General features: G+C 48.1%; 17 protein-coding genes. 7 read left to right on the top strand and 10 right to left on the bottom strand.

The window, feature by feature from the left end; all coding sequences use genetic code 11:
- Positions 1-506 precede the first annotated feature (506 nt).
- The 5 genes from BACSA_RS13580 (at position 507) to BACSA_RS13560 (ending at position 4,986) form a co-directional block, all read left to right on the top strand.
- A complete protein-coding gene (locus BACSA_RS13580; protein ID WP_041584041.1) occupies positions 507-2,303 on the top strand; it encodes a LysM peptidoglycan-binding domain-containing protein in 1,797 nt (598 codons plus the stop codon).
- Positions 2,304-2,597: 294 nt separating this feature from the next.
- The gene (locus BACSA_RS13575) at positions 2,598-3,293 is read left to right on the top strand and encodes a porin family protein (RefSeq protein WP_013618607.1); all 696 of its coding nucleotides are present in this window, start codon (positions 2,598-2,600) and stop codon (positions 3,291-3,293) included.
- Between the two features lie 7 nt (positions 3,294-3,300).
- Entirely contained in the window at positions 3,301-4,056 is a 756-nt protein-coding gene (locus tag BACSA_RS13570; RefSeq protein ID WP_013618606.1) for an exodeoxyribonuclease III, read from the top strand.
- Positions 4,053-4,421 (top strand): diacylglycerol kinase family protein, encoded by a 369-nt coding sequence (locus tag BACSA_RS13565; protein WP_013618605.1) that lies wholly within the window; start codon positions 4,053-4,055, stop codon positions 4,419-4,421. Before BACSA_RS13570 ends, BACSA_RS13565 begins: the two co-directional genes overlap by 4 nt.
- Positions 4,422-4,425: 4 nt before the next feature.
- Positions 4,426-4,986, top strand: a complete 561-nt coding sequence (locus BACSA_RS13560; protein WP_013618604.1) for a phosphatase PAP2 family protein — start codon at positions 4,426-4,428, stop codon at positions 4,984-4,986.
- An 80-nt stretch (positions 4,987-5,066) separates the two neighbouring features.
- Here the strand turns inward: BACSA_RS13560 and BACSA_RS13555 are convergent, their stop codons facing one another.
- From BACSA_RS13555 to BACSA_RS13540, 4 genes are read right to left on the bottom strand one after another with little or no spacing between them, the layout of a single operon-like run.
- A complete protein-coding gene (locus tag BACSA_RS13555) occupies positions 5,067-6,698 on the bottom strand; it encodes a DUF5123 domain-containing protein (protein WP_013618603.1) in 1,632 nt (543 codons plus the stop codon).
- 20 nt (positions 6,699-6,718) lie between these two features.
- On the bottom strand, positions 6,719-8,803 hold the full coding sequence (locus BACSA_RS13550) for a RagB/SusD family nutrient uptake outer membrane protein (protein ID WP_013618602.1): 2,085 nt from the start codon (positions 8,801-8,803) through the stop codon (positions 6,719-6,721).
- Between the two features lie 14 nt (positions 8,804-8,817).
- Positions 8,818-12,054: a SusC/RagA family TonB-linked outer membrane protein gene (locus tag BACSA_RS13545; RefSeq protein WP_013618601.1), complete on the bottom strand. Its 3,237-nt coding sequence runs from the start codon at positions 12,052-12,054 to the stop codon at positions 8,818-8,820.
- Positions 12,055-12,081: 27 nt separating this feature from the next.
- Positions 12,082-14,562, bottom strand: a complete 2,481-nt coding sequence (locus BACSA_RS13540) for a glycoside hydrolase family 95 protein (RefSeq protein ID WP_013618600.1) — start codon at positions 14,560-14,562, stop codon at positions 12,082-12,084.
- Positions 14,563-14,820: 258 nt separating this feature from the next.
- On the opposite strand from BACSA_RS13540, the gene BACSA_RS13535 reads away from it, so the two are divergent.
- Entirely contained in the window at positions 14,821-15,924 is a 1,104-nt protein-coding gene (locus BACSA_RS13535) for a pectinesterase family protein (RefSeq protein WP_013618599.1), read from the top strand.
- A 10-nt stretch (positions 15,925-15,934) separates the two neighbouring features.
- The gene (locus BACSA_RS13530; protein WP_013618598.1) at positions 15,935-17,320 is read left to right on the top strand and encodes a glycoside hydrolase family 28 protein; all 1,386 of its coding nucleotides are present in this window, start codon (positions 15,935-15,937) and stop codon (positions 17,318-17,320) included.
- 260 nt (positions 17,321-17,580) lie between these two features.
- On the opposite strand, the gene BACSA_RS13525 is transcribed toward BACSA_RS13530, so the two are convergent.
- The 6 genes from BACSA_RS13525 to BACSA_RS13500 all read right to left on the bottom strand — a co-directional run bounded on the left by BACSA_RS13525 (position 17,581) and on the right by BACSA_RS13500 (position 26,855).
- On the bottom strand, positions 17,581-21,894 hold the full coding sequence (locus BACSA_RS13525) for a hybrid sensor histidine kinase/response regulator transcription factor (RefSeq protein WP_013618597.1): 4,314 nt from the start codon (positions 21,892-21,894) through the stop codon (positions 17,581-17,583).
- An 84-nt stretch (positions 21,895-21,978) separates the two neighbouring features.
- A complete protein-coding gene (locus tag BACSA_RS13520; protein WP_013618596.1) occupies positions 21,979-22,443 on the bottom strand; it encodes a MaoC family dehydratase in 465 nt (154 codons plus the stop codon).
- A 261-nt stretch (positions 22,444-22,704) separates the two neighbouring features.
- Positions 22,705-23,112, bottom strand: a complete 408-nt coding sequence (locus BACSA_RS13515; protein WP_013618595.1) for a DUF5675 family protein — start codon at positions 23,110-23,112, stop codon at positions 22,705-22,707.
- On the bottom strand, positions 23,078-25,513 hold the full coding sequence (locus tag BACSA_RS13510; RefSeq protein WP_013618594.1) for a BT4734/BF3469 family protein: 2,436 nt from the start codon (positions 25,511-25,513) through the stop codon (positions 23,078-23,080). The genes BACSA_RS13515 and BACSA_RS13510 overlap by 35 nt, the downstream gene beginning before the upstream one ends.
- A gap of 242 nt (positions 25,514-25,755) precedes the next feature.
- Positions 25,756-26,073: a hypothetical protein gene (locus tag BACSA_RS13505; protein WP_013618593.1), complete on the bottom strand. Its 318-nt coding sequence runs from the start codon at positions 26,071-26,073 to the stop codon at positions 25,756-25,758.
- A 32-nt stretch (positions 26,074-26,105) separates the two neighbouring features.
- Positions 26,106-26,855 carry a phage antirepressor Ant gene (locus tag BACSA_RS13500; protein WP_013618592.1) on the bottom strand — a complete coding sequence of 250 codons (750 nt, stop codon included), beginning with the start codon at positions 26,853-26,855 and terminating at the stop codon, positions 26,106-26,108.
- Positions 26,856-26,925 lie beyond the last annotated feature (70 nt).

Raw genomic sequence — 26,925 nt, 5'->3', positions numbered from 1 at the left:
TCTTTGATTGAACACAGAGGCACAGAGACACGGAGAAAAATTTATTTTTCTATGTACGATTTACTATTTTAAGGATTTAAGAAACTGTTTTGAATTTATCGTGCGATGATTTGGGATGAGTTTTTGTAGAGACGCAAAATCTTGCGTCTTTACTATGAGGAAGATAGCGGGCTATCTGACGAAGAACAGAAGCGGAAAGGACCAAAAAATCGCCCAAAGCACACACGAAAACGGATGCATCAAGCCAAGAAAAACTTTTTGGAGAAATTCAAAACAGTTTCTAATTGTACTTCGTAAATTGTAAAATCGTAAATAAAACTCTGTGCCTTCGTGTCTCTGTGTTCCATTCCATTTTTCGCAAACCAATTTTGTTTTACTTTTTTCTCTGTGGCGAACTTTTATTTCCCAAAAAATCTTACACGGAGAGCAAATTCTTGGGAATATCCATTAGCCTCCCGATAAAAATGCGTACTTTTGTCTGCTTAAACAATTCAAGAGACAAAAAGATGAAATTCATTCATATTCTTTGCGTAGCGGCTGCACTCGCAATGGGGCATCCCGTACTGAACGCACAGACCGCGGGCGATGCGGGATTCTTCCTGCATACCGTCGCCAAAGGTCAGAGCCTGTACTCGATATCGCGCATGTATCATGTGTCGGTGGATGATATCGTACGCCTTAACCCCGGAAGCAACGAGAAAATACGTGCCGGAGAAACACTGAAGATTCCACAAGCAACGGATACGGACAAGCACGCTCCGCAATACCATACCATTCAGGCAGGAGAAACGCTTTACCAGCTCACCGTGAAATACGGGATTACGGCGCAAGCCATCTGCGCCGCCAATCCGGGACTGAGCGCCGGCAATTTCCGCATCGGGCAGGTGATTGTAATTCCGGCACAGACCGCCGCTCCCGCCAAGGAAACAAAAACCGCAGCAACAACTTCTCCCGAAACGGAGAAAAAAGAAGACGAATGGCAGACCATGCACAAGGTGCAGCGCAGGGAAACCATTTACAGCATCAGCCGGGAATATGGCATCACGGAAGAAGAACTGATTGCCGCCAATCCGGAACTGAAAAAAGGAAAACTGAAGCGGGGGACATTCCTCTTTATCCCTTATCCGAAACAGGAACAAGCCCAGACACAGCCCGAACGCCCCGCAAGCGAACCGACCAACGAAGAACTGTTCAGCCAGAACACCGTAGAGAAGAAATCCATCCGCACGATAAAGGTCGCCCTCATGCTCCCCTTCTCGCGCATGAACGGCACGCAGCGCGAGCCGCAGACGCGCATCGTAGAGTTTTACGAAGGCTTCCTGATAGCCGCCGACAGCCTGAAACGCCAAGGCGTGTCGATGGACATTTACGCGTATGACACCAAAGGCACGAAAGCGGGCACGGAATCCCTCCTGTCGAACGGCAATCTGAAGAATATGGACCTGATTATCGGTCCCGTGAACCAAAGCTCCATCGCCCCCGCCGCCCAGTTCGCGCAAAAGCACAACATCCGCCTGGTGGTGCCGTTCGCGCCGAAAGTGGACGAGGTGTTCAACAGCCCCCTGCTCTATCAGGTCAATACACCCCAGTCGTACCTCTACTCGGAAGTGTACGAGCACTTCATCCGCAAGTTCGGGAAAAGCAACGTGGTCTTCCTCGACGACGGGACTCCCGACCCCGATAAAGCCGACTTCATCAAAGGCATGAAAAGCGAGCTGAAAGACAACGGCATCCGGTTCAGCCAAATCCGGCTGGAAGGCGAGGTAGACGGCACCAAGGTCATCGGCGCCATGGACACGCTCCGGCAAAACGTATTCATCCCCATATCGGCACGCAGCACGGCACTGACCAAGCTGGTGCCCCACCTCACGCTGGTACGCAAGGAACACCCGCATTTCGACATGCACCTCTTCGGCTATCCCGAATGGCAGACCTACACGCAGGATTTCCTTGCCAACTTCTACGAGCTGGACACGTATTTCTACTCGTCGTTCTACACCAACAACCTGTTTCCGGCTGCGGTCAATTTCACCCACACCTACCGCCACTGGTACAGCAAGGACATGGCAAACATCTACCCCAAATACGGCATGCTGGGCTTCGACATCGGATATTTCTTCCTGAAAGGGCTTTCGCAACAAGGCAACAAGCTGGAAGAAAACCTCGGCCGTGTGAAGGTGGTGCCGATACAGACCGGATTCAAGTTTGAGCGGGTGAACAACTGGGGCGGCTTCATCAACCGCAAGATATTCTTCGTCCATTTCTCGCAAGACTATGAACTGATTAAACTTGATTTCGAATAAGTAAGTATGCAAAATGAAATGATATTATCAGAAACACAGATTAAGAACAAGATAATTATAGTCAATCAGAAATGAATTGCGAAAAATCATTTGTCATGCTGAACGAAGTGAAGCATCTCGGATGCACCCACGTGGATGTACACGAGATCCTTCACGTCCGTTCAGGATGACAATGCATCAAGAATTTTTCGCAAACCAATTTTGTTTTACTATAGAATAATAATTCGCGAAAATCTGCGTTAATCTGCGTTTCTGAGCTGACACATTATATAAACTAATTCTCAACATCTACTTATGATGAAAAGACTTTACATACTTATCATTACCGGACTATGCCTGCTGGGGGCATCTCCCGCCCAGGCGCAACTGCAAGACCAGCGGAGCAACCTCTCCATAGGCGTAAACGGCGGCGTCAACATCAGCTCGGTCAGCTTTAGCCCGAGCATCAAGGAAAGCAAGCTCATCGGTCCGGAATTCGGTGTCACGATACGCTACATCGGCGAAAAATATTTCAAAATGCTATGCGGCATCCAAGGCGAGATAAACTTCTCGCAAAGAGGCTGGAAAGAAAACATCGACGACGGGACGGGAGACACCTACCACCGCACGATGAGCTACATCGAAATCCCCCTGCTTGCCCACCTGGCTTTCGGGAAAGACAAGGGGAACGGCGTGCGTTTCGTGCTCAACCTGGGCCCGCAAATCGGATACCTGATATCGGAAAAAGAAACGATGAGCGCCTCGTGGGACCCCTCGGGACGCACTCCCAACGAACAGTACGGCAAAATGGCAGACCGGAAATTCGATTACGGCATCATAGGAGGCGGAGGCATGGAAGTGCGTACCGGCATCGGAAACTTCATACTCGAAGCCCGGTATTATTACGGCTTGAGCGACTTCTACAACAATTCGAAGAAAGACCCGTTCGGGCGTTCGGGACATTCGTACATCGGTGCCCGGCTGACTTATCTGTTTGACTTAAAGAAATAAAAAGCGTATGAAACTCATCTCTTGGAACGTAAACGGACTGCGGGCGTGCTGCGACAAAGGCTTCCGCGACGCATTCACCCGGCTAAATGCCGATTTCTTCTGCCTGCAGGAGACCAAAATGCAGGCAGGGCAGCTCGACCTGGCTTTCGACGGCTATACCTCGTATTGGAACTATGCCGAGAAGAAAGGCTATTCGGGCACCGCCATCTTTACCCGCCACCAGCCCCTGAACGTAAGCTACGGCATGGGCATCGACGAGCACGACCGTGAAGGACGTGTCATCACCTTGGAAATGGAGAACTTCTATTTAGTAACGGTCTATACCCCCAACTCGCAGGACGGACTGAAGCGCCTGGACTACCGGATGACGTGGGAGGATGCCTTCCGCCGGTACCTCTTGGAACTTGACGCAAAGAAGCCCGTGCTGGTATGCGGCGACCTGAACGTGGCGCACAAGGAGATAGACCTGAAGAATCCGAAGACCAACCGCATGAACGCAGGCTTCACCGACCAGGAACGCGAGAAGTTCCAGACCCTGCTGGACGCGGGATTCATCGATACGTTCCGCTATTTCTATCCCGAACAGGAAGGCATTTACTCGTGGTGGTCGTACCGCTTCCGGGCACGCGAGAAGAACGCGGGGTGGCGCATCGATTACTTCCTCGCCTCGGCACGGCTCGCCGGCAAGCTGGAGAGCGCAGCCATCCATACCGAAATATTCGGTTCCGACCATTGCCCGGTAGAGGTGTGCGTAAGGATATGAAAAACGACGGCTTTACCTTCCGCAAGCGGATGAAGAGTTTCCGCTATGCATTCCGCGGGATATACCTGCTCGTCCGCTACGAACATAATGCGTGGATACATTGCGCCATCACCGCATGCGTGCTGGCGGCAGGCTTTCTTGCCGGATTATCGCGCATCGAATGGGTCGCCATCGTCCTGTGCATCGGCATGGTATTTGCCGCCGAAGCCCTCAATTCCTCCATCGAGGCGCTTGCCGACAGGGTATCTCCAGCATACGATGAAGCCATCAGGCGGACCAAAGACTTAGCCGCCGGAGCCGTATTGATTCTCGCCATCGCTTCCGCGGCAATCGGGCTTTTGATATTTATCCCCAAACTATACTGAACAGATGAAGCTGAAAGCATTTACACTGTACATCCTGCTCCTCCTTACGCTTCCGCTTTCCGCCCAGCAAATCGAGGTCAGCGGTTCGCGCAAGGCGGTGCGCACGTCGGGCGATGTGGGAGCGGTATTGCTTCCCGTGGCAGGACTGACCGCCGTATTGATTCAAAAAGACTGGGAAGGGTTGAAACAAGGGGCATTCTCCGCCCTTGCCACGGCAGGCGTCACGTATGCCCTGAAGTACAGCATCAGGAAAGACCGCCCCGACCACAGCGACCGCCATTCGTTCCCCTCGATGCATACCGCCACATCGTTTGCCGCGGCGGCATTCATCCAAAGGCGGTACGGCTGGAAATGGGGGCTTCCGGCATACGTGCTGTCCACCTACGTGGGCTGGAGCCGGATATACGGCAAAAAGCATGACGGATGGGACGTACTTGCCGGAGCAGCCATCGGCGCCGGATGCTCGTACATCTTCACCCGCCCGTTTGCCCAAAAGCATCAGCTGACAATCAATCCCGTAGCAGGCGACGGATGTGTCGGGATTTATACTTCGATGAGGTTTTAAGAAAGCCCCCTCAACTTCCCCCAAGGGGGAGCTGAGGGGGCTTGAAAGACTCTCTTAATTTAACTTAACAATTTAGCATCTTATTTTGTCCACCAGCGCGAATCACCGGCCTCGCCGTCTCCCTCAAAATGCAAATCCGGATTGAAATGGAAATCACCGTTGTCCGGATCTGCAAACAATTCGGCTGCCGTATAGCTCAACACGCGCGCATCGGTAAATTCACGACTATCAATCTGCAAATCGGAGGTGCGGTAACAACCGGCATAACTCAGCCAATTGTAATCGCTATTTCCTGCGTTCGTCTTGCTTCCGCCATTCGGGCCCGAGAAAATGGAGCTGGTTACCGTAATTGACTTCGGCTGCTTGTCAAGACGGAAAAACTTAGGAATTCCCGTATTCGCATCGTTATAGAACGTGTTCTGGGTGTATTCGAATTCTTCTACTTCCACACGCAAGTCGATAATTTGGTCCGTTATATTCCAAAGGGTATTATTACGGATGACAACCGACTGGAGCGATTTAGCCTTACCGATATTCAATAATCCGTAACCGCTCAATGCCACATTATGAATCAAGCAACCGCTGATGGTAATGCCTTCCACTTCTGCATCGCCGGAATTCAGGCGGACAATGCTGCGAGGCACATCACTGATGTTGCATCCTTCGAACGTAATGTTCTTGAAGAAGTTCGCATCACCGATTTCGACCAAGAACTGCGCACTTCCATCGCTGACAATATCCACGTATTGCACATAGACATTATTCAACGGAGCTTGGAACGTAAACTTACCCATCGTCAGTTTCGGCATCTGCCCGTTCACCATATTGCCGGCAATATATAGGTTGGCAATGCCTTCCGGCACAATCAGTTCTCCGGCTGTATAGGCCGCATCGCCACTGAACGATAGCGTCACATCACCCGTCTGCCCGGCCAGCAAGGCATTGATGTCATCCCCGGCCTTTACTTCAATCGGCGCCGCCGTAGCCGAACCTAACGTACGGAAATCGTATGTACCCCGCAGCACCTCATCTGCCGCATTGTTCCAAATCTGGGCAATATAATTCGTTCCGCTCTTCAGCCCTTCCAATGTAAGCTGCCCTTGCATATCGGATGTCAATGCAACCGGCTCCGCCCAAATGGTATCCAGAACCGCCGGAGTGGTTTCCGTTTCAGGCTGCGTTTCCACTTCTTCGCCGTACTTAATGGTAGTAGCTTCTTTTGTGGCATCCCAATTCAGTACCGCAGAATTAGTGCCCGGAATCACATTGGTAAAGATTTGCTCGTTCGGCGTATCAAAACAAAGGGCGATGTAGCCCGATTCACGGCCTGTCCTTTCATCAACTCCTTTCATCCGAATCGAGTAGCGGGACGTCCCGTCCAAATCCTGAAACCAAACACGGTATTCTGTAGAAACCACCAACGGCGATTCGCTAAAAGGAGTCAACGTATCCGCCAGCACTTCATCTGTGCGCACAATGTTATTGAACAACAGGCTATCGCCCTTGCTAAACTCGAACACATACTTCGTCGCGTCTTGCACGCCTTTGAAACTGACTTGCACCGAAGTAGGAAGCTCTTCTACCGTTTCGAACTGCGTAGGACGGAACGGGCGGTCGTGGGCCGCATCGTATCCCCAGTCGTTGGCATCTTCACAAGCGGCCATTCCCCCAATGAATAGCCCTGCCAATAAATATAATCCAGTTTTTTTCATACAACTCGTTTTTTCGATTATCAATACCCATAAGAATTAGACAAGTAACCATCAGACTTATAGACATCTTCGTAATAAATCGGGTAAAGATGCCGATAATTACACTCATTATTACCTAACTGATGGATATTCTGGTTTATCCAAGTTTGAATCTCATTTCCCCATCGCAAAGCGCTGATCAGATTGCTATAATCATACGAAGCGCGCAAGCCGGAAGCACAGGCCAAAACCTTTCCCGAATTCTTAATCAGCGTTTCAGCGTCATCGGCTGTCTGCGGATTCTCCGGATCATTATCCCAATAATTATTGGGGAACCAATTGATTTCACGATACACATTAGGGTCGGGATTCGCATTACGTTGCGAATAAAAGTTCACCGTAGACCAATCGATAAATTCCTTATTGCCATCGTATGCATAATACAACTTGGTCGGGAAACTGCTCGGCTGGTAAACCTTATCGAAAATCCTCACTTCCTTCGTCCCGTCCATCATGTACAGCATCGCTTGCTTCATCTCTTCGATTTTGCTATCCAACAATCCCCAACGCACCAAGTCAAGCTTACGGATACTTTCCCCACCGAACTCCCAAGCACGTTCGTTTACGATAGCTTCAAAGAAATCGGAGTCATAGTTGGCGATTTCCGGAGATCCTGCCCCGAAAGCACGTTCGCGCACTTGCTCCAAAGCCTGGCGAGGGCTGATGCCCGCCACCGGATCAATCTGATTGGCATTGCCGTCGAGCGCATACCGCGCCTCGGCAAACATCAGCAAGACATCCGGATAACGCATCAGAATCCAGTTGATGCCGGTCGGAGTACGGGCTGTAGCCGTAGCCGCAATCGATCGGTATGTATCCGATGTCCACCAAAAACTCCATTTGCCCAGACGTACATTCATAATATCATTATTCATCACTTCGCGGTTGGCTTTGTCTCCCCAGTCGGAATCGGCTTTATAAGTAGGCCAATAGCAAGCATAGTCACGGCGTTGGTCCGTAGGAGTGAACGAATAGAAGTAGTAAGCGTTCGTGCTGACGTATGTACCGCCGAAGCCACGCTGCCCGTACCCTAAATTTCCATCCATCTGGCGCCCCATCAATGTACCGATATCACCACTATACCCAACGCCATTAGCCACTTCAAACATATTTTCGTTATACTTATTATATTGGTCTGCACAAACAGTCTTCCAAATATCGCCATAGTCAGGATCTAACTGATGGGGATTCTCCGGATCACCAATCAACTCGGCACATTGTTGCGCCGCAATTTTATAATAATCACGCCAATTGAGCGGACGGCCGATATAATAGCCATTCACTTCCGCCATTCCCGGATTTCCTTCCGTATTAGGATAGTGTTCTACCTTCCCATTATCAGGGAACTGATTGCCGTCGCGCACCGACCATCCTCCGGCAAACAAAGCGATACGTGCCAAGAGCCCTTTAGCAAAACCTTTCGTCACACGTTCCGCATTATAATCGGAAGCTCCCATCCAAGGCAAATAATCAATCGCTTCCTCCATATCACGAATGATACCGCTATAGATACTGTCGCGGTCTATCTTGCCCATATATACATTAGAAAGGTCTGAATTTGAAGTACCTTCCTTATAAGGAATGTCACCGTAACGGCGAACTAATTCGAAGTAGGCCAACGAACGCAACACCAACGCTTCGCCTAAATAACCTCGCAAGGTAGAAGAACCTTCCAGCATAGAAGAATTCCGAATGCCTTCCACCGCCGTACTCGCCAGTTCCGCCATTTTAAAAATATCTTCCCATTTCGTATTCTCCAAGTACCAATTACAAAAATAATTGGCGATGCCATTATCCGCACCGGAAGTAGACGGATCATCCTGATAACCGCTTGCCAACTCAATATCCGACACCCCCTGCCAATTGACCGACATCTTCTGTCCATAAACGTAGGTACCGGTCATAATAGAATAAACTCCCATAAGGGCGGAACGCGCCAATCCCTCATTCTCATAAATGACTTGTGATGTCTGCTCGGACGGGGACTCCGTATCTAAAAAATCGCTGCAAGACCCCAACATCAAACATCCTGCAAGCAAAACAGCTAAATATCTATATACTTTCATACGTGTTCTATTATTCAAAATGTAACATTTAAACCAACAATATAAGAACGTGATTTCGGATAAGCCGACAAATCGTATCCCAAGACCATATTATTAGAACTGGTGTTTACTTCAGGGTCTTGCCCGCTATATCCTGTAATGCAAAACAAGTTGTTCCCGGTCACGTAAAGGCGCAAGTTTTTCGCCCCAAACTTCTTAGTCCATTGCTTGGGGAACGTGTATCCTAACGTCAACGTACCCAACCGCAAAAACGAACCGTCTTCTACCGCCCAGTCTGTCATCACCGAATTATTCATCAATGGGTGCCACATCGTTGCATTCGCATTCAACGCTTGCAAACGTTCCGGATCGGCAAATTCACCGGAATAAATGTTCTGGCCGGTTTCCGGGTCAATTGTTGTGAAACGATTGGCAAGGCTCATTTCCGTACTCATGTTTTGGTAACGTTTCGAGCCCTGATAAGATGTATAGTCAATCTTGCTGGCATTGAACACATCATTACCGTATGACCAGTTAAACAGAGCGGTTAAGTCGAATCCTTTCCAGCCTGCCGTCAGGCCGAAACCGCCCGTATGCTTAGGCAACGCATGACCAATAATCTGCCGGTCGTTATCCGGATCTATCTTACCGTCACCGTTCAAATCTTTCAGTTTAATATGTCCGGGACCGAAATTATCCCCACTGTTAGTCAATACTTCTTCCGTCACGTTAGGAACGCCTTCTTTCAACACCCACTTCTTAGAAGCATCATCAAAAGTGAAATCATCAAATGAATACATGCCGTCGCATACATAGCCATACATCAATCCGACCTCTTCGCCGACAAAAATACGATAGTTATCACTTCCGACTTCCACAGCACCGCCATTAATAATCATTTCCGTATCGCCTCCAGAACCATAAAGGGCATCCACCGTATTCTTATTGAACGAAATGTTGAAATTAAAGTCAAGGAAGAAATCCTTCTTGTTAATCAAATTCGCATTCAACGTCAACTCCACCCCTCTATTGGTAGTCTGTCCCAGATTCTGATATTGTGTGCGATACCCCGAATTTGAAGGGAGCTGCACCTCCATAATCAAATCTTTCGTCACATCGTTATAGAAATCAAACGTTAAGTTGACACGGTTATTCCAAAAACCCATATCCAAACCGACATTAGTAGAATACTTAGATTCCCATGTCAAGTTTTCGTTACGCAAACGGGTAGCAGGCTGCAAGCCGCTCTGCCCTATGCCATTCTGATAATACAGATTTTTGATATTGGTCACCGGGCTATAAGTCTGTCGCCAATAAGAGCCTACACGCGCATTACCCGACTTACCGTAGCTGGCACGCAATTTCAGGTTACTCAACCACTTTTTTGTCGGTTCCATAAACTTTTCGTCACTGATACGCCAAGCGGCCGAACCTGCAGGGAAAATACCCCACTTATTGCCGGGCGCAAATACATTCGTACCATCAGCACGCAATGTAAAAGTCAGGTAGTATCTATCCTTCAACACATAATTCAAACGCCCGAAATAGGAAAGGCTCCGGCTGGGTTCTTCTATCGTAGTGTAAGTAGGCTCCGCCGTACCGTTATTCCACATAGAAAGAATATTTTCTACGGTATAATCTCCCGGAAAATAGTCAGAATTGATTTCCATTTCGTCACGCTCTGAATGTTTGGCTTCGATACCTGCCATTAGGTCCAGACGATGTATATCCGCCAACTTAACATCATAATTCAACGTCGTACGCAACGTCCAATTATTACCGTTCCAATACTGGCGTTGTGCCACCGGTTGTCCGGCACGTCCGTTTGCCGTACTTGTATTAGCCAGCCAAATGTTGTCCGTACGGTCGTAAGTATATCCGTACGTACCTTCTGCCCGCCATGACAAACCTTTAATAATATCCCATGTCAAAGCTACATTATAACTATTATTAAACTTCGTCTGTTTCTTATACTCATTGGTAATATTAAACCACGGGTCATTCAAGGTATTGATATTCTCCAATTCCAACGCATCATCACCCGCCAAGTCTTCATCCGACAATTCGGTCAACGTCTTTACAGGAGGATATTTTACGGCATCACGCAACTTATTGCCGCTTGACACACTCGGACCATCTATTACCCGGTGTGTCATCTTGGCATTAAAATCCAAACGCACTTTATCATTAAACAATTTCTTCGACAATTTCACATTCAAGTTGTCGCGCTTGAAATTGGAAGTCTGCATGATATAACTTTCATCATCATGTGTATAGCTGATGCTATAAATCAAACTTTCACTGCCTCCGTTAATGTTCAGGTTGTAGTTCTGCTTAATGCCTGTATCGCCAAACAACATGTCTTGCCAGTCAGTGCCTTGCTTCGCTTTATAGATATCAATGTCTTCCCAACGTCCGAAACGGTTGAAAAAGCCCGCATTTTCCGAAGAGTCAAGCTCGCGTTGCAAATATACATATTCATAAGGAGACAGCACTTCCGTTTCATTATAGAAGCGATTGAATCCGACCGATGCATTAAATGAAACTTCTGTCTTTCCCGAACGTCCGCTCTTTGTCGTAACTAAAATGACACCATTAGCACCTTTTGCACCATAAATTGCGGTAGAAGAAGCATCCTTCAACACGTCAATACTCTCAATATCAGTAGGAGGTATATCATCAATATTGCTAACCTCGAACCCATCAACGATAAATAGCGGGTCATTGCTCTGCGTAATAGAGCCTCCCCCACGTACACGGATACTTACCGATGCATCCGGCGAGCCTTGTGTGGTAACAACGCTTACACCCGCCAATCGACCGGTAATCGCACTCGAAGCCGAAGTGACCGGAATATTCTTCAAGGTACCTTCTCCTACCGATGAAATCGCGCCTGTCAAGTCCCGTCGACGCGCGTTTCCATAACCTACAGCTACCACTTCCACTTCATCCAGCACTTGTGAATCATCTTCCAACATGATTCTCATTGTGCGTCCCTCCACTGCATCCACTTCTTTTGTTTGCATTCCAACAAAAGAAACAACAATTTTTCCTGCTTTAGAAAGAGATAAAGAAAAACTTCCATCTAAATCAGTAATAATCGCATTCGTTTTACTGCTCTTTTCCGAAACGGTAGCACCGATTATCGGTTCTCCACTCGAATCCACTACGATACCCTTCACCGTAATGCCTTGTGCAAATACTCCTATCGGTATCATGCAACATAATACCCAAAAAAGAAGCAATCTGCCACTCATGTTTTTCTTTTTCATGTAAATGAATTTTAGTTAAACATTCAGTTAATATATAGTAACAACTATCGTCTCTCCCGCTTTTGTCTCCACATCATACAAATAGGTATCCCGAAGCTCTATGCCTTTCAGCGGAGCTTTCTCGCTTATCATCGGACGGGAAACCTGCTGCACGCAGAACAAGGGATTCGGGTTCGGAGTCCCTTCTTTTACCGGGCTTAATGACCTGCCTGACGCAACCAGTTTCGAATAGGAACGTAAACGCAAGTTACCTCCGATAACGGAACGGATAACCGCTTTCTTCAGTTTTCCATTCTCCCATGACAACTCTTCCAACAAAAAGCCGCCACGCACACGTAATCCTTTTATCGTTCCGCTTTTCCATTCCGAAGGCAAAGCGGGAAGCAATTGCACCGCTCCGTCATGGCTTTGCACCAGCATTTCGGCTATGCCTGCCGTACATCCGAAATTACCGTCTATCTGGAAAGGCGGATGTGCGTCGAACAAATTAGGATAGGTGCCTCCTCCTTGCCCTTTCTGACTTTCAGGACTAACGTAAGTAAGCTGGTTCTTTATCAACTTATAAGCATGGTCTCCGTCAAGCATACGTGCCCAAAAGCAGACTTTCCAACCCATTGACCAACCGGTGGACGGATCGCCGCGCTGAATTAACGTATTGCGTGCCGCCTCAAACAATACCGGAGAACGATAAGGCGATATTTGATATCCCGGAAACAGTCCCCATAAATGCGAAATGTGTCGATGGTGGTCGTCCGGCCGGTCCCAATCCTCGAACCATTCTTGCAACTGGCCGTATTGTCCGACCTGCATCGGGGGCAACTGGCGGCGCATCGAACGCAAAGTGTCACAAAACAACGTATCTTCATTCAACACAGAAGCCGCACGGCATGTATTCGAGAACAAGTCGAAAACCAGCTGATTGTCCATCGTGATTCCGGCAAACAAGTTCGCTTTTTTCTTAATCCAGCGGGGAGCGTTTTCCGGAGAATTGGAAGGAGTTACAACCAAATAGCCTGTATTGGGATCACGCACCAAGAAATCGACAAAGAACTGAGACGCGCTTTTCATAATCGGATATACTTCTTTCAAGTATTGTTTGTCACCCGAATACAGATAACGGTCCCACAGGTGCTGGCACAACCAGGCATTACAAACAGGCCACGTGCCACAATACGCATAATCTACGGCACCGGTCATACGCCACAAATCAGTATTATGATGAAGCACCCATCCACGGCAACCATACATTTTGCTTGCCGCTTCTTTTCCGTTTTCACTCAGTTCACGTATCATCCGAATCAACGGTTCATGCAATTCCGGCAAGTTCGTAACCTCGGCGGGCCAATAATTCATCTCCGTATTGATATTGGTGGTATAATTGCAATTCCATGCCGGTTTGGTTTTCGCATTCCATTTCCCTTGCAAGTTAGCAGGCTGGCAACCGGGTTGCGAACTGGATATCAGCAGATAGCGCCCATACTGGAAATACAACGCAATCAAATGCGGATCGTATGAAGAAGCAAACTCCTTGATGCGCACATCCATCGGCTTATCGGCTTGCGGGGTAGTGCCCATATCCAACGTCACCCGGTCAAACTGTTCCCGATAAGCGGCAATATGAGCCGATTTGGCTTTCTCATACTCCTTGCCTGCATTTTTCAGATAAACACGGTTCCTGACGTATGGATCAGCCGAAACGTCTTTATAATTCACAAAATTGGTAGCCATCGAGATATACAAAGTCAACTCGGTAGCCCCTTTCACACTCAATAACGTATCGTTGGAAGTTTCCGCCTTCCCTCCTTTCAGCTTCACTTGCAAATCCGCACAATAATGCACTTTTCCCGGAAAGAACTTTGTCCCGTCGGCCATGCCTTCCAAACGCAACCCCTTCTTCCCGATTGCAGAACGTTGGGGACGCTTCATCGGCGTATCGAAAAACACGTCACAATCAATGGCTCCCGCTTTCGATGCCTTGATGTGTTTCACGATTAGCTGGTCGGTAAAGGAAGCGAATGTTTCTTCTGTATATTCCGTGCTTCCGACCCGATACCGGGTAGTGGCAACCGCACGGCTTATATCCAAATCACGGTAATAATCGCTTACATTTTCATGATTCTTATAACGGATATTCAAGTTTCCTACCGTTTGATACGGCATCTCATTCCCTACCTGCGAAATGATAGCCTTGCCTGCCAACAACTGCGCTTCTTCGTTTTTCCCTTCAAATATCAGTCTCCGGATTTCGGGCAAAGCGGCTTTTGCCTCGGGATTGTAGTTCTGATAAGGAGAACCTGCGGATACAGTTTCCTCGTTCAACTGAAGACGTTCCATTCGCGCATTGCCGAAAACCATTGCGGCAATACGGCCGTTACCGACCGGAAGCGCTTCTTCCCAATAAGCTGCCGGTTTGTCATACCATATTTTATATGACTCTTGCGCACACAATCCTGTCACATTGCAAACCCATGCACAGGCGCATCCCAATAATACGTTTAATGTTTTCATGTATATCAAATGTGTTTAATTAATTCAAGTGCTCAAAATTACCACCATCCTGCCAATCAGGCTTGCATTATTTCGGCAATAACGTATACATATTCGCCATATACAGCCGGATATTCCATGCTATCGCCTCCCCTAAAAGCCCACTCTCCCCTCCATTCGTCAAATAATACACTTGAACCACTAAAAAATACACCTCTCTTTCGATTCCCTGCCGTAAGTTTGCACAAAAGAAATCATTCAAATTAAATTAATTGCCTTATGAAACACAATCTATTGACCAGCGTTTTACTATGTGGTGCATTGCTCACCGCCTGCGCGCAGCAAAAAGAAGTTGACGCATACCAAGCCATAGTCGCCCAAGACGGAAGCGGAGACTATACAAATGTACAAGCCGCCATCGATGCAGCTCCGGACAGCTGCCTACAACCCTGGCGCATCTTCGTGAAAAACGGCTCGTATGAAGAACAAGTCATCGTGCCTCAATCCAAGCCATACATTCATCTCATCGGACAAGACAAAGACAGCACCGTCATCCACATGCGGCTTAACGTCGGAGGGAAACCGGAAAAGCCGGAAGATGACCCGGCTGGTTATTGGGCATGTTCGGTGCACAATCCGGATGCCAAGACTTATCAGCATGAAGGCTCTGTCGTTTTGGTCAAAGGCGACCATTTCTATTCCGAAAACATTTCCTACATTAATGATTATGGCACAGAAGCGCACAACGGACCGCAAGCACTGGCAATGAAAATACAAGGCGATTGCGCCGCTTTTTACAATTGCAACTTCCGCTCCTTCCAAGATACGTGGATGACATCCACCCAAGACGAGCACCGTCTGTACGTAAAAGATTGTTACATCGAAGGAGCCGTAGACTACTTCTATGGCGGAGGTGACGCATTATTGGAAAACTGCACGTTGTACAACGTCCGCGACGCTTCGGTCATTGTAGCTCCCTGCCATACTTCCCCCCGTTTCGGATATGTCTTCTTAAACTGCATTGTAGACGGAAACGCCGAAGCCGCCAAAGGCAATGTCAAGTTAGGGCGCCCCTGGCATAACTCTCCGCGTGCCGTCTACCTTCACACCACGATGCGCATCCCCATCGCCGAAGAAGGCTGGACCAACATGGGAGCCATTCCGGCACTGTTTGCCGAATATGATAGCCGTGACGCGGAAGGGAACATACTTGACTTAAGCCATCGCAAGACAGAATACGAAGGACGTGGCGATAATCCCGCCAAAGGCTCTTGCCCGGCAACCGTCAGTGCCGAAGATGCCAAACGCTATACGTATGAAAACATCATCATGGCTGATGACGGCTGGAATCCGCGCGCATACATGACAGAACCCTCTAAATAAAACGAGAACGATGAAAACAAGGAGTATTTTCCCAGCCACTTTACTATTAGCCGCCTCTTTATTGGCATCGTGCCAATCCAAAGAAGCCAATCCTTGGGAAGAGATGAACGAAGCGCTCAGCCAGCTTACGATTCCCACCTTCCCCGACAAAACATTTATCATTACCGAATATTACAACGGTACAGACTCACTTTATACAGAAGCCATATCCCGCGCCATTGACACATGCTCCGCGCAAGGAGGAGGCACCGTCCTCATCCCCAACGGAACATACCGCACGGCACCTATCCGGTTAAAGTCGAATGTGAACCTACACTTATCAGACAGCACGGTCCTGCAATTCGTCACCGACCCTGCCTTGTTTCCGACGGTACTCACCCGCATCGAAGGCATCGACTGCCATAATGTCTCCCCGTTGATTTATGCATACGGCGAAACCAACATTGCCCTGACCGGAAAAGGGATTTTAGACGGACAAGCGGATACAAGCAACTGGTTCTCTCCGGCAAGGCTGAAGAGCATCGATGAAAACGGAAAGGAAATCAACGAAAAAACCTTGCTTTATCAAATGATGAAAGACTCCATACCTGCCAGCCGGCGCGTCTTTGCCGGCGAAAAAGGAATCCGCCCCCAGTTCATCAACTTGTACAAATGCAAGAATATCCTGCTGGAAGGCTTCACCCTGCACCGTTCTCCGTTCTGGCTCATCCATCCCTTGCTATCGGAAAACATTACGGTGAGAAAAGTCATCCTGCAAAGCCACGGAAGAAACAACGACGGATGCGATCCGGAATCGTGCAAAAACGTATTGATAGACAGCTGCTCCTTCGATACAGGCGACGATTGCATCGCCATCAAATCCGGACGGGATGAAGACGGACGCTACTGGAACATCCCCAGCGAAAACATCATCGTACGGAATTGCCTGATGAAAGACGGACACGCCGGTGTAGCCATAGGAAGCGAAATTACCGGAGGATGCCAAAATGTATGGGTGGAGAACTGCCGCATGGACAGTCCCGAACTCGACCGGATTATCCGCATCAAGTCGAACTCCGAACGTGGCGGAGAGGTGAAAAACATTTTTGTGCGCGACATCACCGTCGGCGAATGCAAAGAATCCATATTAGGCATAGAACTCAACTACTGGCACGTGGAAGACGGACCTTATCCTCCCTATTTCCACAACATACATCTGGAAAACATCACCAGCCAAAAAAGCAATTATCTTTTGCATATTGACGGTACCGAAGGCAAAATCCAGGCACGGGATATCTTTATCAAGAACTGCACGTTCAACGGAATCGCCCGACCCGCCATTAACTACGTTTCCGGTGCGGAAGGCATTCATTTCGAAAATGTCACAGCCAACGGAAAAGAGATAAAAAGCCGCTAAAAACGAACAGCCTATATTCATCACCCAACAAGGGTGTATCAAAATAGAAATCAGCTTTCATTTTGTCATCCTAAACGCAGTGAAGGATCTCGAAAACATAAGCTGTTGTATACGAGATTGACTTCGTCGAACGTTGTTTCTTCGCTTTGCTACCAATGACGAATTTGCAATTGTCATAACCGAATGGATTTTCCGCAGGAAATGGGCACTCAGAATGACATTACTTTTTGATAGCCGTTTTTTATTTTGATACACCCTTATTAACGATCGTGTCCGCCCGCCTTTTCCTCCTGAACCATCTTTTCCTTATACTCTGTAGGGGTGCATCCTTTGGCCGACTTAAACACACGGCTAAAATACTGGGGAGAAGAAAATCCGCACATATACGCCACTTCCGACACCGTATACTCACTCATCTCCAAGAGCTGGACCGCACGCTTGACACGCATGTCTTTCACCAAATCAATCGGCGTGCATCCCAATATGGACTTCAGTTTCCGATAGAACATCGTGCGTCCCATTTTCATGGAATCCGCCAAATCATCTATCTTAAACTCCGGATTTTCCAAATTCTCTTCCACCTTTTGAAGCACTCCCCGGATAAACTCCTCATCAAAACGGGTGATTTTCGGAAGCGAAGGAGACAAACCGTCAGACAGCTTCTTTCCGGCCAACAAGAAATTCTTCAGATTCTCCTTTTGCCGCATCAATGACTTTATGCGTGCCAGCAGGTAAGCGGAACTGAAAGGTTTCGTAATGTATCCGTCCGCCCCATACTCCAGCCCCTTAATCCGGTCTTCCAACGATGCTTTTGCCGATAAAACAACAACCGGTATGTGACAAACAGAAGGGTTGTGCTTAATGATGTCCAACAATTCAATGCCATCCATTTCGGGCATCATCACATCACTGATGATAATGTCGGGGATTTCTTTCAAAGCCATATCCAAGCCGGCCCGTCCGTTTTCCGCTTCCAATACCCGATATTCGTGCCGCAAGACACGTCCCGTAAACTTGCGCAATTCCTCATTGTCCTCAACGAGCAATATCGTCACGCTTTTATCCTGAGCATCATCCTCCGCGCATTCTTCCTCTCCGGCAAGCTCTTTCGCCTGAAGAGCACAGTCATTCAATATAAACTCCGCCCCTTTATCGTTGCGGTAAACCTTATCTTCCGCCGGAAGAGAAACGGTAAATTCGCTTCCTTTCCCCAATTCGGCGGAGACGTCTACCGTCCCATGCAGCAAATCCACCAGTTCATGCACCAATGAAAGCCCGATGCCGGTAGAAAAAGACGCACGTTTGCTTCCCGCCGTTTCAAAGCGTTCAAACAGTTTGCTGATTTTCCCGATGTCTATTCCCTGCCCTTCGTCTTTCACCTTTATGACAAAACGATTGTCCTGACCCTCTGCCGAAAGCGTAATACCTTTGCCTTTGGGCGTATATTTAAAGGCGTTCGAAAGCAAGTTAATCACAATCTTTTCCAACTTATCCACATCGGTAAACACGTTCAGTTCTTTTTCTTTCACCACATACCGGAAATCTATTTCCATGGCAGATGCCATCGCGAGAAAGTCATCGTATATCTTCCGCAATAATTCTACGGCATTTACCTGCTCGATGTACAGCTTCATCTTGTTGTTTTGAATCTTCCTGAAATCCAATATCTGATTGATCAGCGCCAACATCCGTTCCGTATTATGCCGGGCTATCCGCATATTGGCTTGCCCTTCCGGAGAAAGCGTTTCATGCCTCAGCACTTCTTCGATAGGAGCTTCTATCAAGGTAAGCGGCGTGCGCAATTCGTGAGAAATATCCGTAAAGAAACGCAACTTCATATTCGTCATCTCCTGCTCAAAGCCTATCTTCTTCCGAAGTCCCCAAATGTACGTGACAATCCCTGCAGCAAACGCCAACAACAAAAAAAACAGCAAAACGTAGAGCAAAACAGCCCAGCCCGTTTCCCAAAACTTAGGCTCCACATTTATGTATAACACACGCACATTATCAGTCCATACACCATCTCCATTTGTAGATTTCACCTCCAATGCCAGCTTGCCGGCAGGAAGATTCGCAAAACTGACCGATCGGTTTTCGCCTAAACCGGTCCACCCTTCTCCCATGTCTTTAATCCGGTACGCATACTGAATATGCGACGGACGCATAAAGTCAATAGCTGCAAAAGAAACCGTCACGTTCCGTTCGTCTTTATCCAGCAAAAGCGTATCGTTCGCTATCATGACCGTTTGAGAAATTCCTTTATCCGACCGGATATCCGCTTCGACAAACACAAGATTAGGCACATAAAGGCTTTTCTTAAGCTGATCCAACTGAAGGCAAAGCGCCCCTTCGTTACATCCTACATACATTTTCCCTTCTGAATCAATGCACGGCGCAGCCTCTGTAAACACCAGGTTCGAATTCTGATTAAAATAATCATATACCTCAAAGCCTACTCCCAAAGGAAAGAAACGGCAAATCTTATTCTCTAAAACGACCCATAACCGATGGCTGCTATCTTCCGTCATAGACAAAACGAAATCAGACGGCAAACCGTTCTTCCGGTTATAATGCGAAAAAGCCACATTCTCTGACAGAAGATCGGAAGACAAGACTTTGCTGATTCCTCCGCTGAACATAGCAATATAAACCTCCTTACCGGAAGTTTCCAATATATCCATTACATCATTGTCGCTCAGACTATTTTCGCGGATCGTTTCACATCGGTTCACATAAAAACGAATTTGTCCGGGCTGGTCGAAACGAGAAGAAAAAGATATCAATCCACCCGTAGTCCCCACCAAAATGACACCGTTCGAAAGCGGACACACAGTGCGCACACGCAGATATTCCTTGCCCGGATAATTCCGCCTCAACAGGTTCTCTACATTGATAAAACGCAAATCATCCGGATCACCTTCCGCCAAGTTCAACCCTCCGCCGTAAGTGGCAATCCACATTCTTCCAGAAGCGTCCTGCGCTATCTGATAAACAGCATTGCAATTCAGTCCGCTATTCTGCCCTTGCTTATAATGCTTGAAACGGTATTTCCCTCTCCCATCCGGCATGCCGATAAAAAGACCGTTCTCACGTGTACCCATCCACAGATTGCCTTTATTATCCTCGAAGAAAGCATAAACATTTTCACCGAACTTGACCGAATGGTCTTTCACCAATTTTCCGTCAGGACTCAAATTTCCGCAATAAGCCCTCTCTTTATCATAGACTTGCACCACATTGCCTTTATCAGCTACCCAGAGCCTTTCCGAACGGTCAATATACAATCCCCTCACCACGCTTCGGTCAAGCGTATGGATATAATCAAAATTCCAATCTGAAAACATAATGCAGTCTATGCCCGAATCCTGACAAAGCCACACATTTTTATGATTATCGATGTAATAGTTCTTATTCACTCCATTATACACTTCCTTAATGGCATTGTTCACCACACAACCTTGCTCAAAGACATGCTTGTCCGGATGGTAATACGAAAACACGCCATCGGGCGGGTAAGCCCAAATGCCTCCATGTTCATCTTCCAACATAAAACAAGGAACATTTTTCCCTTTCACATGAAGATAATCAATGTAAGAAAACCGCCCCGACGCAACATCGATATGCACAACATGCTTTCTTCCGCTTTGAAGCCAGATATCCCCTTTCGAGTCTTGAAAAGCGGTTATAGGATGCAGAATCTCCTGCGCTTCGTCTATAAAACAAGAAACGGTATTTCCTTTTTCCGGACCATAGACCGTAAATCCCCGCTGAGATATGATTCCCAAGTGTCCGCCGTCCAACAAAAGCAACCAATTCACCGCTCCTAAACGCTCCGGCAATTCCACATCACACATCGCCTGATCCGTGTCGGAATATGTCATCAACCGCTTTTCTTCATTAATAAAGAATAACTTGCCTCCTGCTTTTACAGTCTGAATGATTCCCACATTCCCTTTTATGGACGGATTTCCATAAACAAAATATCCTTTGTCGGTTAACACCCATTCATGTCCAGCGTCATCCGACAAGGCCTCAAAATAGCCTACATCCCCTGTACGGACAAAATGGTCAAAATAAGTGATGCCTCCTTTTTCCGCATAATGCTCGCAATCAATCCGCCAAAGCTCGTTCGTCTCACTTAACACCCAAACAATCCCATTCCCGACCGAACACATTTCAACTGCATTCTGGCAACGCTTCACCTCAGGATTACCCACATAAATATCTTCAAAACATTCCTTTTGAGTGTCAAACACATACAAACTATGGTCATAGCTTTGACACAAAAGGGTATGCTTCCCTCCCACTGCTGCGCAAAGCAAACGATTATGTTTGAGCCTCACTTTATCAGTCGGATAAGACTTATAATTCGTAAACGAATAACCATCGAATTTCTCCAAGCCGTTCCACGTTGCCATCCAAATAAACCCGTCCGCATCTTGCAACACGCTTTGCACCATGTTTTGCGACAAGCCGTCACGCGAAGAATAATGCTTGATACTCAATAAACCTTGCGCCCCGACAAACACAAACGTCAAACAGACAAACAACAAGAAGATCAAAAGCCTTTTCATAGTATTCAGAGAAAAAATAAGAAACGGGAACACAAAGGCATCCTTAAAGACGAAAAAGGATGTGCCTTCGTGTCCTCATTTTTTTCAACAGAAATAATACAAGAACGTGGCGATGCCTTCCAAGGCTTTCTTCTTCTGTCCCTCGATTTCGATGAAGAACTTAATTTCAGCCTTTGCCGTGCCGCGCAAGTTGACCAGCGAATGGAGTTCAGCCGTCATGCGGATGCGTTGCCCCGACAATACAGCCTGACCGAAACGCATCTTGTCCATCCCATAGTTTACCATCATCTTCAGGTTGTTCACTTCGATAATCTGATTCCAGAAATACGGAAGCAGGGAAAGGGTCAGATAACCGTGTACAATGGTGCTCTTGAAAGGGCTTTCCGTTTTCGCACGTTCCACGTCCACATGAATCCATTGATGATCCAGCGTAGCGTCGGCAAACTGGTTGATACGCTCTTGCGTCACTTCCAGCCAATCGGACACGCCGATTTGCTGGCCTAACAATCTCTCAAATTCTTCGTACGAATTAATTACTACTTTGCTCATACACCTTATGTTTAAAAACTTGTTATGAAGAACAAAGGTAAATAAAAAACAGAAAAAACACGAGAAACTCTTCCTGCTATTTTCCTTTTATATGTCAGAATTAGTGTCCTTTTTCTCTGAATCCGAAAAAAAGCATGTTTTTCATGCCCCCCTGGGATAAATCATATCCATAAAATGCAGACATCCCCATGTAGGGGCGTATGCGATACGTTTGTCACGCCGGATTATAAACTGGCATGACAAACGTCCGCAAGGCAATTGTCAATTGTCAACCGTAATCCACACGCCTTCGCCCCGTTCTTTCGCGTCCACTATCCTCTGTTTCAGCCTGTCCACCCAAAGCCGGGAATCCGATAATACACCCTTTTCCGTATTCTCGCCCACCAAAATACACCCCTTCGTATCTTTTACGGTATTGCCCGCATGGATGCGGATGCCCTCAAAATTAGGAACATGGAGCAGCAGGGGCAACCATTGCTTAAATTTAGGAGACAGGGTAATCACCACCGGATAACGCCCTGCGGGGATTGCCGTGCGCCCCGGCACCTTACGGGCTTCGGGACTTCGCCAACGAGGCTCTAAGGTATGGCAAAACTCCTCTCCGTCCACCAATAACTTGCCTAATGTATAGGCTTTATCTTTCACAATCCGGTTTAAGGTTAATTCCATCGCTCCTGAATTTTAGTTTTTTGTAATTGTTAGATGTTAGATTGTTAGATGTTAGATTGGGTTGTTTTACGACGTAATGTCTGTACACCCATTGATACAACATCTGTCGGGTACCTGCAACATTCATTCCTTCCATTTGCCTTATTCTTACCGCATCTTCATAAGTAAATTCATCGGGCAAAAGTTCCAACAGATTGCGCCGTCCGCGCGTGTTATCGGGCACAGGCATGTTCATTGCCTCCTCTATCGCTGCCCCGAAAAACTCCATCTTGCACCACATGTCGTACTGGAAACTCCAGCGCACGAAGTCTTCAATGCTTTTGTCCCATTTCTCCCCGTTCGCCACGTAGAGCACGCAAGCCTTTAAGTACGCAATCACATTGGCGCGGAACGAAAGGTTCTCATACACCCGGCTTTGCGAGAGCGTGGCGAACTCGGCGTTTTCCTTCCGCATCTTTTCCGCCAGCCGGAAAGCCTGCGGGCAATCCACCAGCCCCGTGGCACGGTTCAGGTTTTCGATGTAAGGTCTCAACTCTTCATCGAACGCCGCATCATACGTGCCATACACCGGCATGTCCGCCCCAATCTCACGCTCCGGAATCGTACAGAAATTGATGCGCGAGATAGGCCCGTCCGTCAGCACACGCGAGAAATACCGTTTTCCTTTGAGAATCGTTGTAGCGGCATTCCAGTTAAACCGGATGGTCACTTTCTCGGTGATACTCTGCGTCCCCACACGGGTTTGTCCGTAGCGGTTTCCCGGGTCGAAAGCCAGGCACATAATCTGGAACTGCTGGTTCGTCCTGCCGCTTCCCTTTAGCGCATCAAACTGGTCAATCTCGTTCAGCTTCGTATAGAGGAAATGCCCTTCTGCTTCGGCGGTGCGGAGTACAAATGCCGGATTGGTCATATCCGCATCAATTTCCTGAATCACAAGCCCCTCGGGACGCTGCCTCTTGTCTTTGTTCGAGCCTTTCGAGTTCACCTCGTTCTTCCATTCCCTTTCCCTGCGCAAGTTTTCTTCGTCCCTGCGCCGGATGTCCGCCATGATGCGGTTTATCGGCTCCGAGATACAGTCCTTTCCGGCACCCGTACCTGCCATGAGTACGTTCATCAGCGTGGCTTCATGCTCCACGTTGTCGATGTACTTAAATCTTACCTTATGCAGGTGTGTTGCGAGCGGTGGAAACACCGCATGAGCCACGGCAGGCTTGTACACGTCGGGAGTGCGGCTCACAAGAAGCCCGATAAGTTTGGGCAGCTTTTTCGGCAATTCAGGCGGTGTTATCTCCCTATTTTCATTCACTCCACTATTGTCATTCTGAGCGTAGCGAAGAATCTCGTTATCACCCACTTGACGTACACGAGATCCTTCACTTCGTTCAGGATGACAAGGAGGGTATTCAGGATGACAAAGGGATATAGCTTCCCCCATTAATTTCGGCATTGTAAACCACTTAGCCGAACAAGCCGAATGAATCAGCCCTTTCATTTCTTCTTCGCCCAGCCCATACCTCGGCATAATCTGTAAAAGAATTTCCTCGTTATTATCCGTAATGTAGCGCAAATGCGAAGCCAGCCGGTGCAGCTTGTCGTTGCGCTCTCCCTGCACCGGCTCGCCTCCCGTAAGCGCAAACCAACGGGCGATGATGTCGGCATACGGGATGCCCTTGAAAGCCATCTCCGTAGGGGCGTATTGCATACGCCCGGAAACATCCGCTTTATCATCCACATGCGCATCACCGCTGGCGTTTTCGTTGACGCATTCGGGCGTATGCGATACGCCCCTACGATTATCATCGGACAATCCAGCGTGACAAGGAGATTCTTCATTCTTAAAAAGTCTTTCCTCATCCACATAGATAATATAATCCTCCGGCACCACGAACGAAGACCGTGCCAAGTCCTTCACGCTCTGGTCATAATTCGCGTCCCCCAGCTGCTCCGACATCCACTTTTGCGCCCCTGCCAAATCCATGCCTTGCGGGATAATAAAGAACAACCGCAATCCCTCGGTACTGGGCGTAATGTGCGCCAGCACTACAAACCGAAGCACATCCTTCACGCTCAATTCCTGACTTTTCTCCACCCAATACTCGCGCGGATTGGGCAAATGGTCGATGTCGTACATCGAAAGCCCCGAAGGCACCGCATCCGCATTCAATCTCCGCCCGTTCCGGAACGTGGCGTGTGGCGTAAAAATCGGAAGCCTTTTCTTCAGTCCCGCCTTCAAGGTCTCGTAATCTTCTTTTACCATTTCTCCCCGACGAACTTTCTCTAATCCGTCCGCTATCTGCGCACAGATATCAGCGACCTGCGGCGAGCGTACCGCTTTCCAAAACAGCTCGGGCGTGCATTCGCGCACCTCCCGGCAACGTACATTATTTGATATTCCGAACATAAGTTTTTAAGTTTTTAGGTTTGTGAGTTTTTTTTGAAACGCAGATTTTCGCAGATTAACACAGATTATTTTACTCTTCCATTGTCATGCTGAACGAAGTGAAGCATCTCGTAATCATCCACTTGGCGTATCCGAGATCCTTCACATTCGTTCAGGATGACAATGGAAAGTCTGCATGTTTTTATTCTAAAAAATTAATCCGCGAAAATCCGCGTTAATCTGCGTTTCAACCAACCAATCAATCAGTATCCGAAAACATCGTCATACATCCCTTCGATGAACGCGCTCGCCTCCTTGCTTTCGTTCTCAATCACCTGCGAGGGGATTACGTCCACTTCGTCCAGCCCGATGCGGAGCGTCAGGCGTACCTGCGTGTCGCCCACCGAAGCCCTTCCGTGGCGTAATTTGATGCTTCGTGTGCCCGGCTTCGCCTGTCCCTTGCGATGTTCCGAAAAATTACCTTCCGTCGGGTTAATCAGCCCGATAGTCCCTTGGATTCGGCTTCCCGTGGAAACCAGCCGCTGGTATGCGGCGTCCGAAATCTGCAATGTTATATTCATAAGTCTTTGTGTTAAGTTTACCGTAGGGGTAATCAATTATTTAAATCCGTGTAATCTGTGGTGAGCCTGTCCAGCAGCGAATGAATGAATTCCCGTCCGCGTTCCGTCCACACCAGGTACGCCCGTGTATGCGTTTCGCCCTCCGCGTCGCGGTACATGTACGTGCGGTTCTGCGCATACCCCTGCCGGGCATAGCCGGCGTAGAGCAGGTACTGTCCGCTCTGGCAATACTGGATGCCCAGCCGGCACAGGCGGCGGTTCAGCTCAATGGCGGTCATGCCCAAGCCCTTGGCTACCTGCGTGGTGGTCATGCACGATACCGAGTCTATCACCTCATCGGCATACGCCGCCCTCGGCTCCAGTTCCGCAATCCGCTTGTCCCTGCGCTCCAATGCCTTCTGCATGATGAGCAGCGCACGCGAAAGGATTACCTCGTCCGGCTCGTTCGCCCGCACCGCCATGTAGCCCCCGTGCTTGCGGATGGCGGGAAGCACCTCGCCCGTCACCCACCGCCGGAACGCCCTCGCCTCGGGCTTGCGGCTTTCGAGTATCACGTCGTACAGCCCGTCCTCGTTGACGAACAACGCTTTTTGCTTTCTTCCGATGGTGTCGGAGATGAGGTTGTTTGAAACAACCTCATCTCTTAATCTCATTTTTACAAATTTGGTTTGAAGTTCCAACGCCTTGCATACATCCATCAGGCAGAACCAAGGCTCGCCCTTCTCATCGGTCACCGTCCGGATTTCGCCGAACTCCTTGCTTTTGAATATCATGTTTTCCATGTTTGTGTGTTTTTCTCACCACAGATTACACAGATTAATCAATTTATTTCCTCTGTGTCCTCTGTGGTGA

Source organism: Phocaeicola salanitronis DSM 18170, assembly GCF_000190575.1.
GTDB classification, from domain to species: Bacteria; Bacteroidota; Bacteroidia; order Bacteroidales; family Bacteroidaceae; genus Phocaeicola; species Phocaeicola salanitronis.
Note: the sequence above shows the minus strand (reverse complement) of the source record. Positions and strands in the feature narration are given on the sequence as shown.

What these genes read in the sequence shown, in the direction of transcription:
- BACSA_RS13580 (WP_041584041.1), top strand. Translation starts at nt 507, where the DNA reads ATGAAATTCATTCATATTCTTTGCGTAGCGGCTGCACTCGCAATGGGG.
- BACSA_RS13575 (WP_013618607.1), top strand. Translation starts at nt 2,598, where the DNA reads ATGATGAAAAGACTTTACATACTTATCATTACCGGACTATGCCTGCTG.
- BACSA_RS13570 (WP_013618606.1), top strand. Translation starts at nt 3,301, where the DNA reads ATGAAACTCATCTCTTGGAACGTAAACGGACTGCGGGCGTGCTGCGAC.
- BACSA_RS13565 (WP_013618605.1), top strand. Translation starts at nt 4,053, where the DNA reads ATGAAAAACGACGGCTTTACCTTCCGCAAGCGGATGAAGAGTTTCCGC.
- BACSA_RS13560 (WP_013618604.1), top strand. Translation starts at nt 4,426, where the DNA reads ATGAAGCTGAAAGCATTTACACTGTACATCCTGCTCCTCCTTACGCTT.
- BACSA_RS13555 (WP_013618603.1), bottom strand. Translation starts at nt 6,698, where the DNA reads ATGAAAAAAACTGGATTATATTTATTGGCAGGGCTATTCATTGGGGGA.
- BACSA_RS13550 (WP_013618602.1), bottom strand. Translation starts at nt 8,803, where the DNA reads ATGAAAGTATATAGATATTTAGCTGTTTTGCTTGCAGGATGTTTGATG.
- BACSA_RS13545 (WP_013618601.1), bottom strand. Translation starts at nt 12,054, where the DNA reads ATGAAAAAGAAAAACATGAGTGGCAGATTGCTTCTTTTTTGGGTATTA.
- BACSA_RS13540 (WP_013618600.1), bottom strand. Translation starts at nt 14,562, where the DNA reads ATGAAAACATTAAACGTATTATTGGGATGCGCCTGTGCATGGGTTTGC.
- BACSA_RS13535 (WP_013618599.1), top strand. Translation starts at nt 14,821, where the DNA reads ATGAAACACAATCTATTGACCAGCGTTTTACTATGTGGTGCATTGCTC.
- BACSA_RS13530 (WP_013618598.1), top strand. Translation starts at nt 15,935, where the DNA reads ATGAAAACAAGGAGTATTTTCCCAGCCACTTTACTATTAGCCGCCTCT.
- BACSA_RS13525 (WP_013618597.1), bottom strand. Translation starts at nt 21,894, where the DNA reads ATGAAAAGGCTTTTGATCTTCTTGTTGTTTGTCTGTTTGACGTTTGTG.
- BACSA_RS13520 (WP_013618596.1), bottom strand. Translation starts at nt 22,443, where the DNA reads ATGAGCAAAGTAGTAATTAATTCGTACGAAGAATTTGAGAGATTGTTA.
- BACSA_RS13515 (WP_013618595.1), bottom strand. Translation starts at nt 23,112, where the DNA reads ATGGAATTAACCTTAAACCGGATTGTGAAAGATAAAGCCTATACATTA.
- BACSA_RS13510 (WP_013618594.1), bottom strand. Translation starts at nt 25,513, where the DNA reads ATGTTCGGAATATCAAATAATGTACGTTGCCGGGAGGTGCGCGAATGC.
- BACSA_RS13505 (WP_013618593.1), bottom strand. Translation starts at nt 26,073, where the DNA reads ATGAATATAACATTGCAGATTTCGGACGCCGCATACCAGCGGCTGGTT.
- BACSA_RS13500 (WP_013618592.1), bottom strand. Translation starts at nt 26,855, where the DNA reads ATGGAAAACATGATATTCAAAAGCAAGGAGTTCGGCGAAATCCGGACG.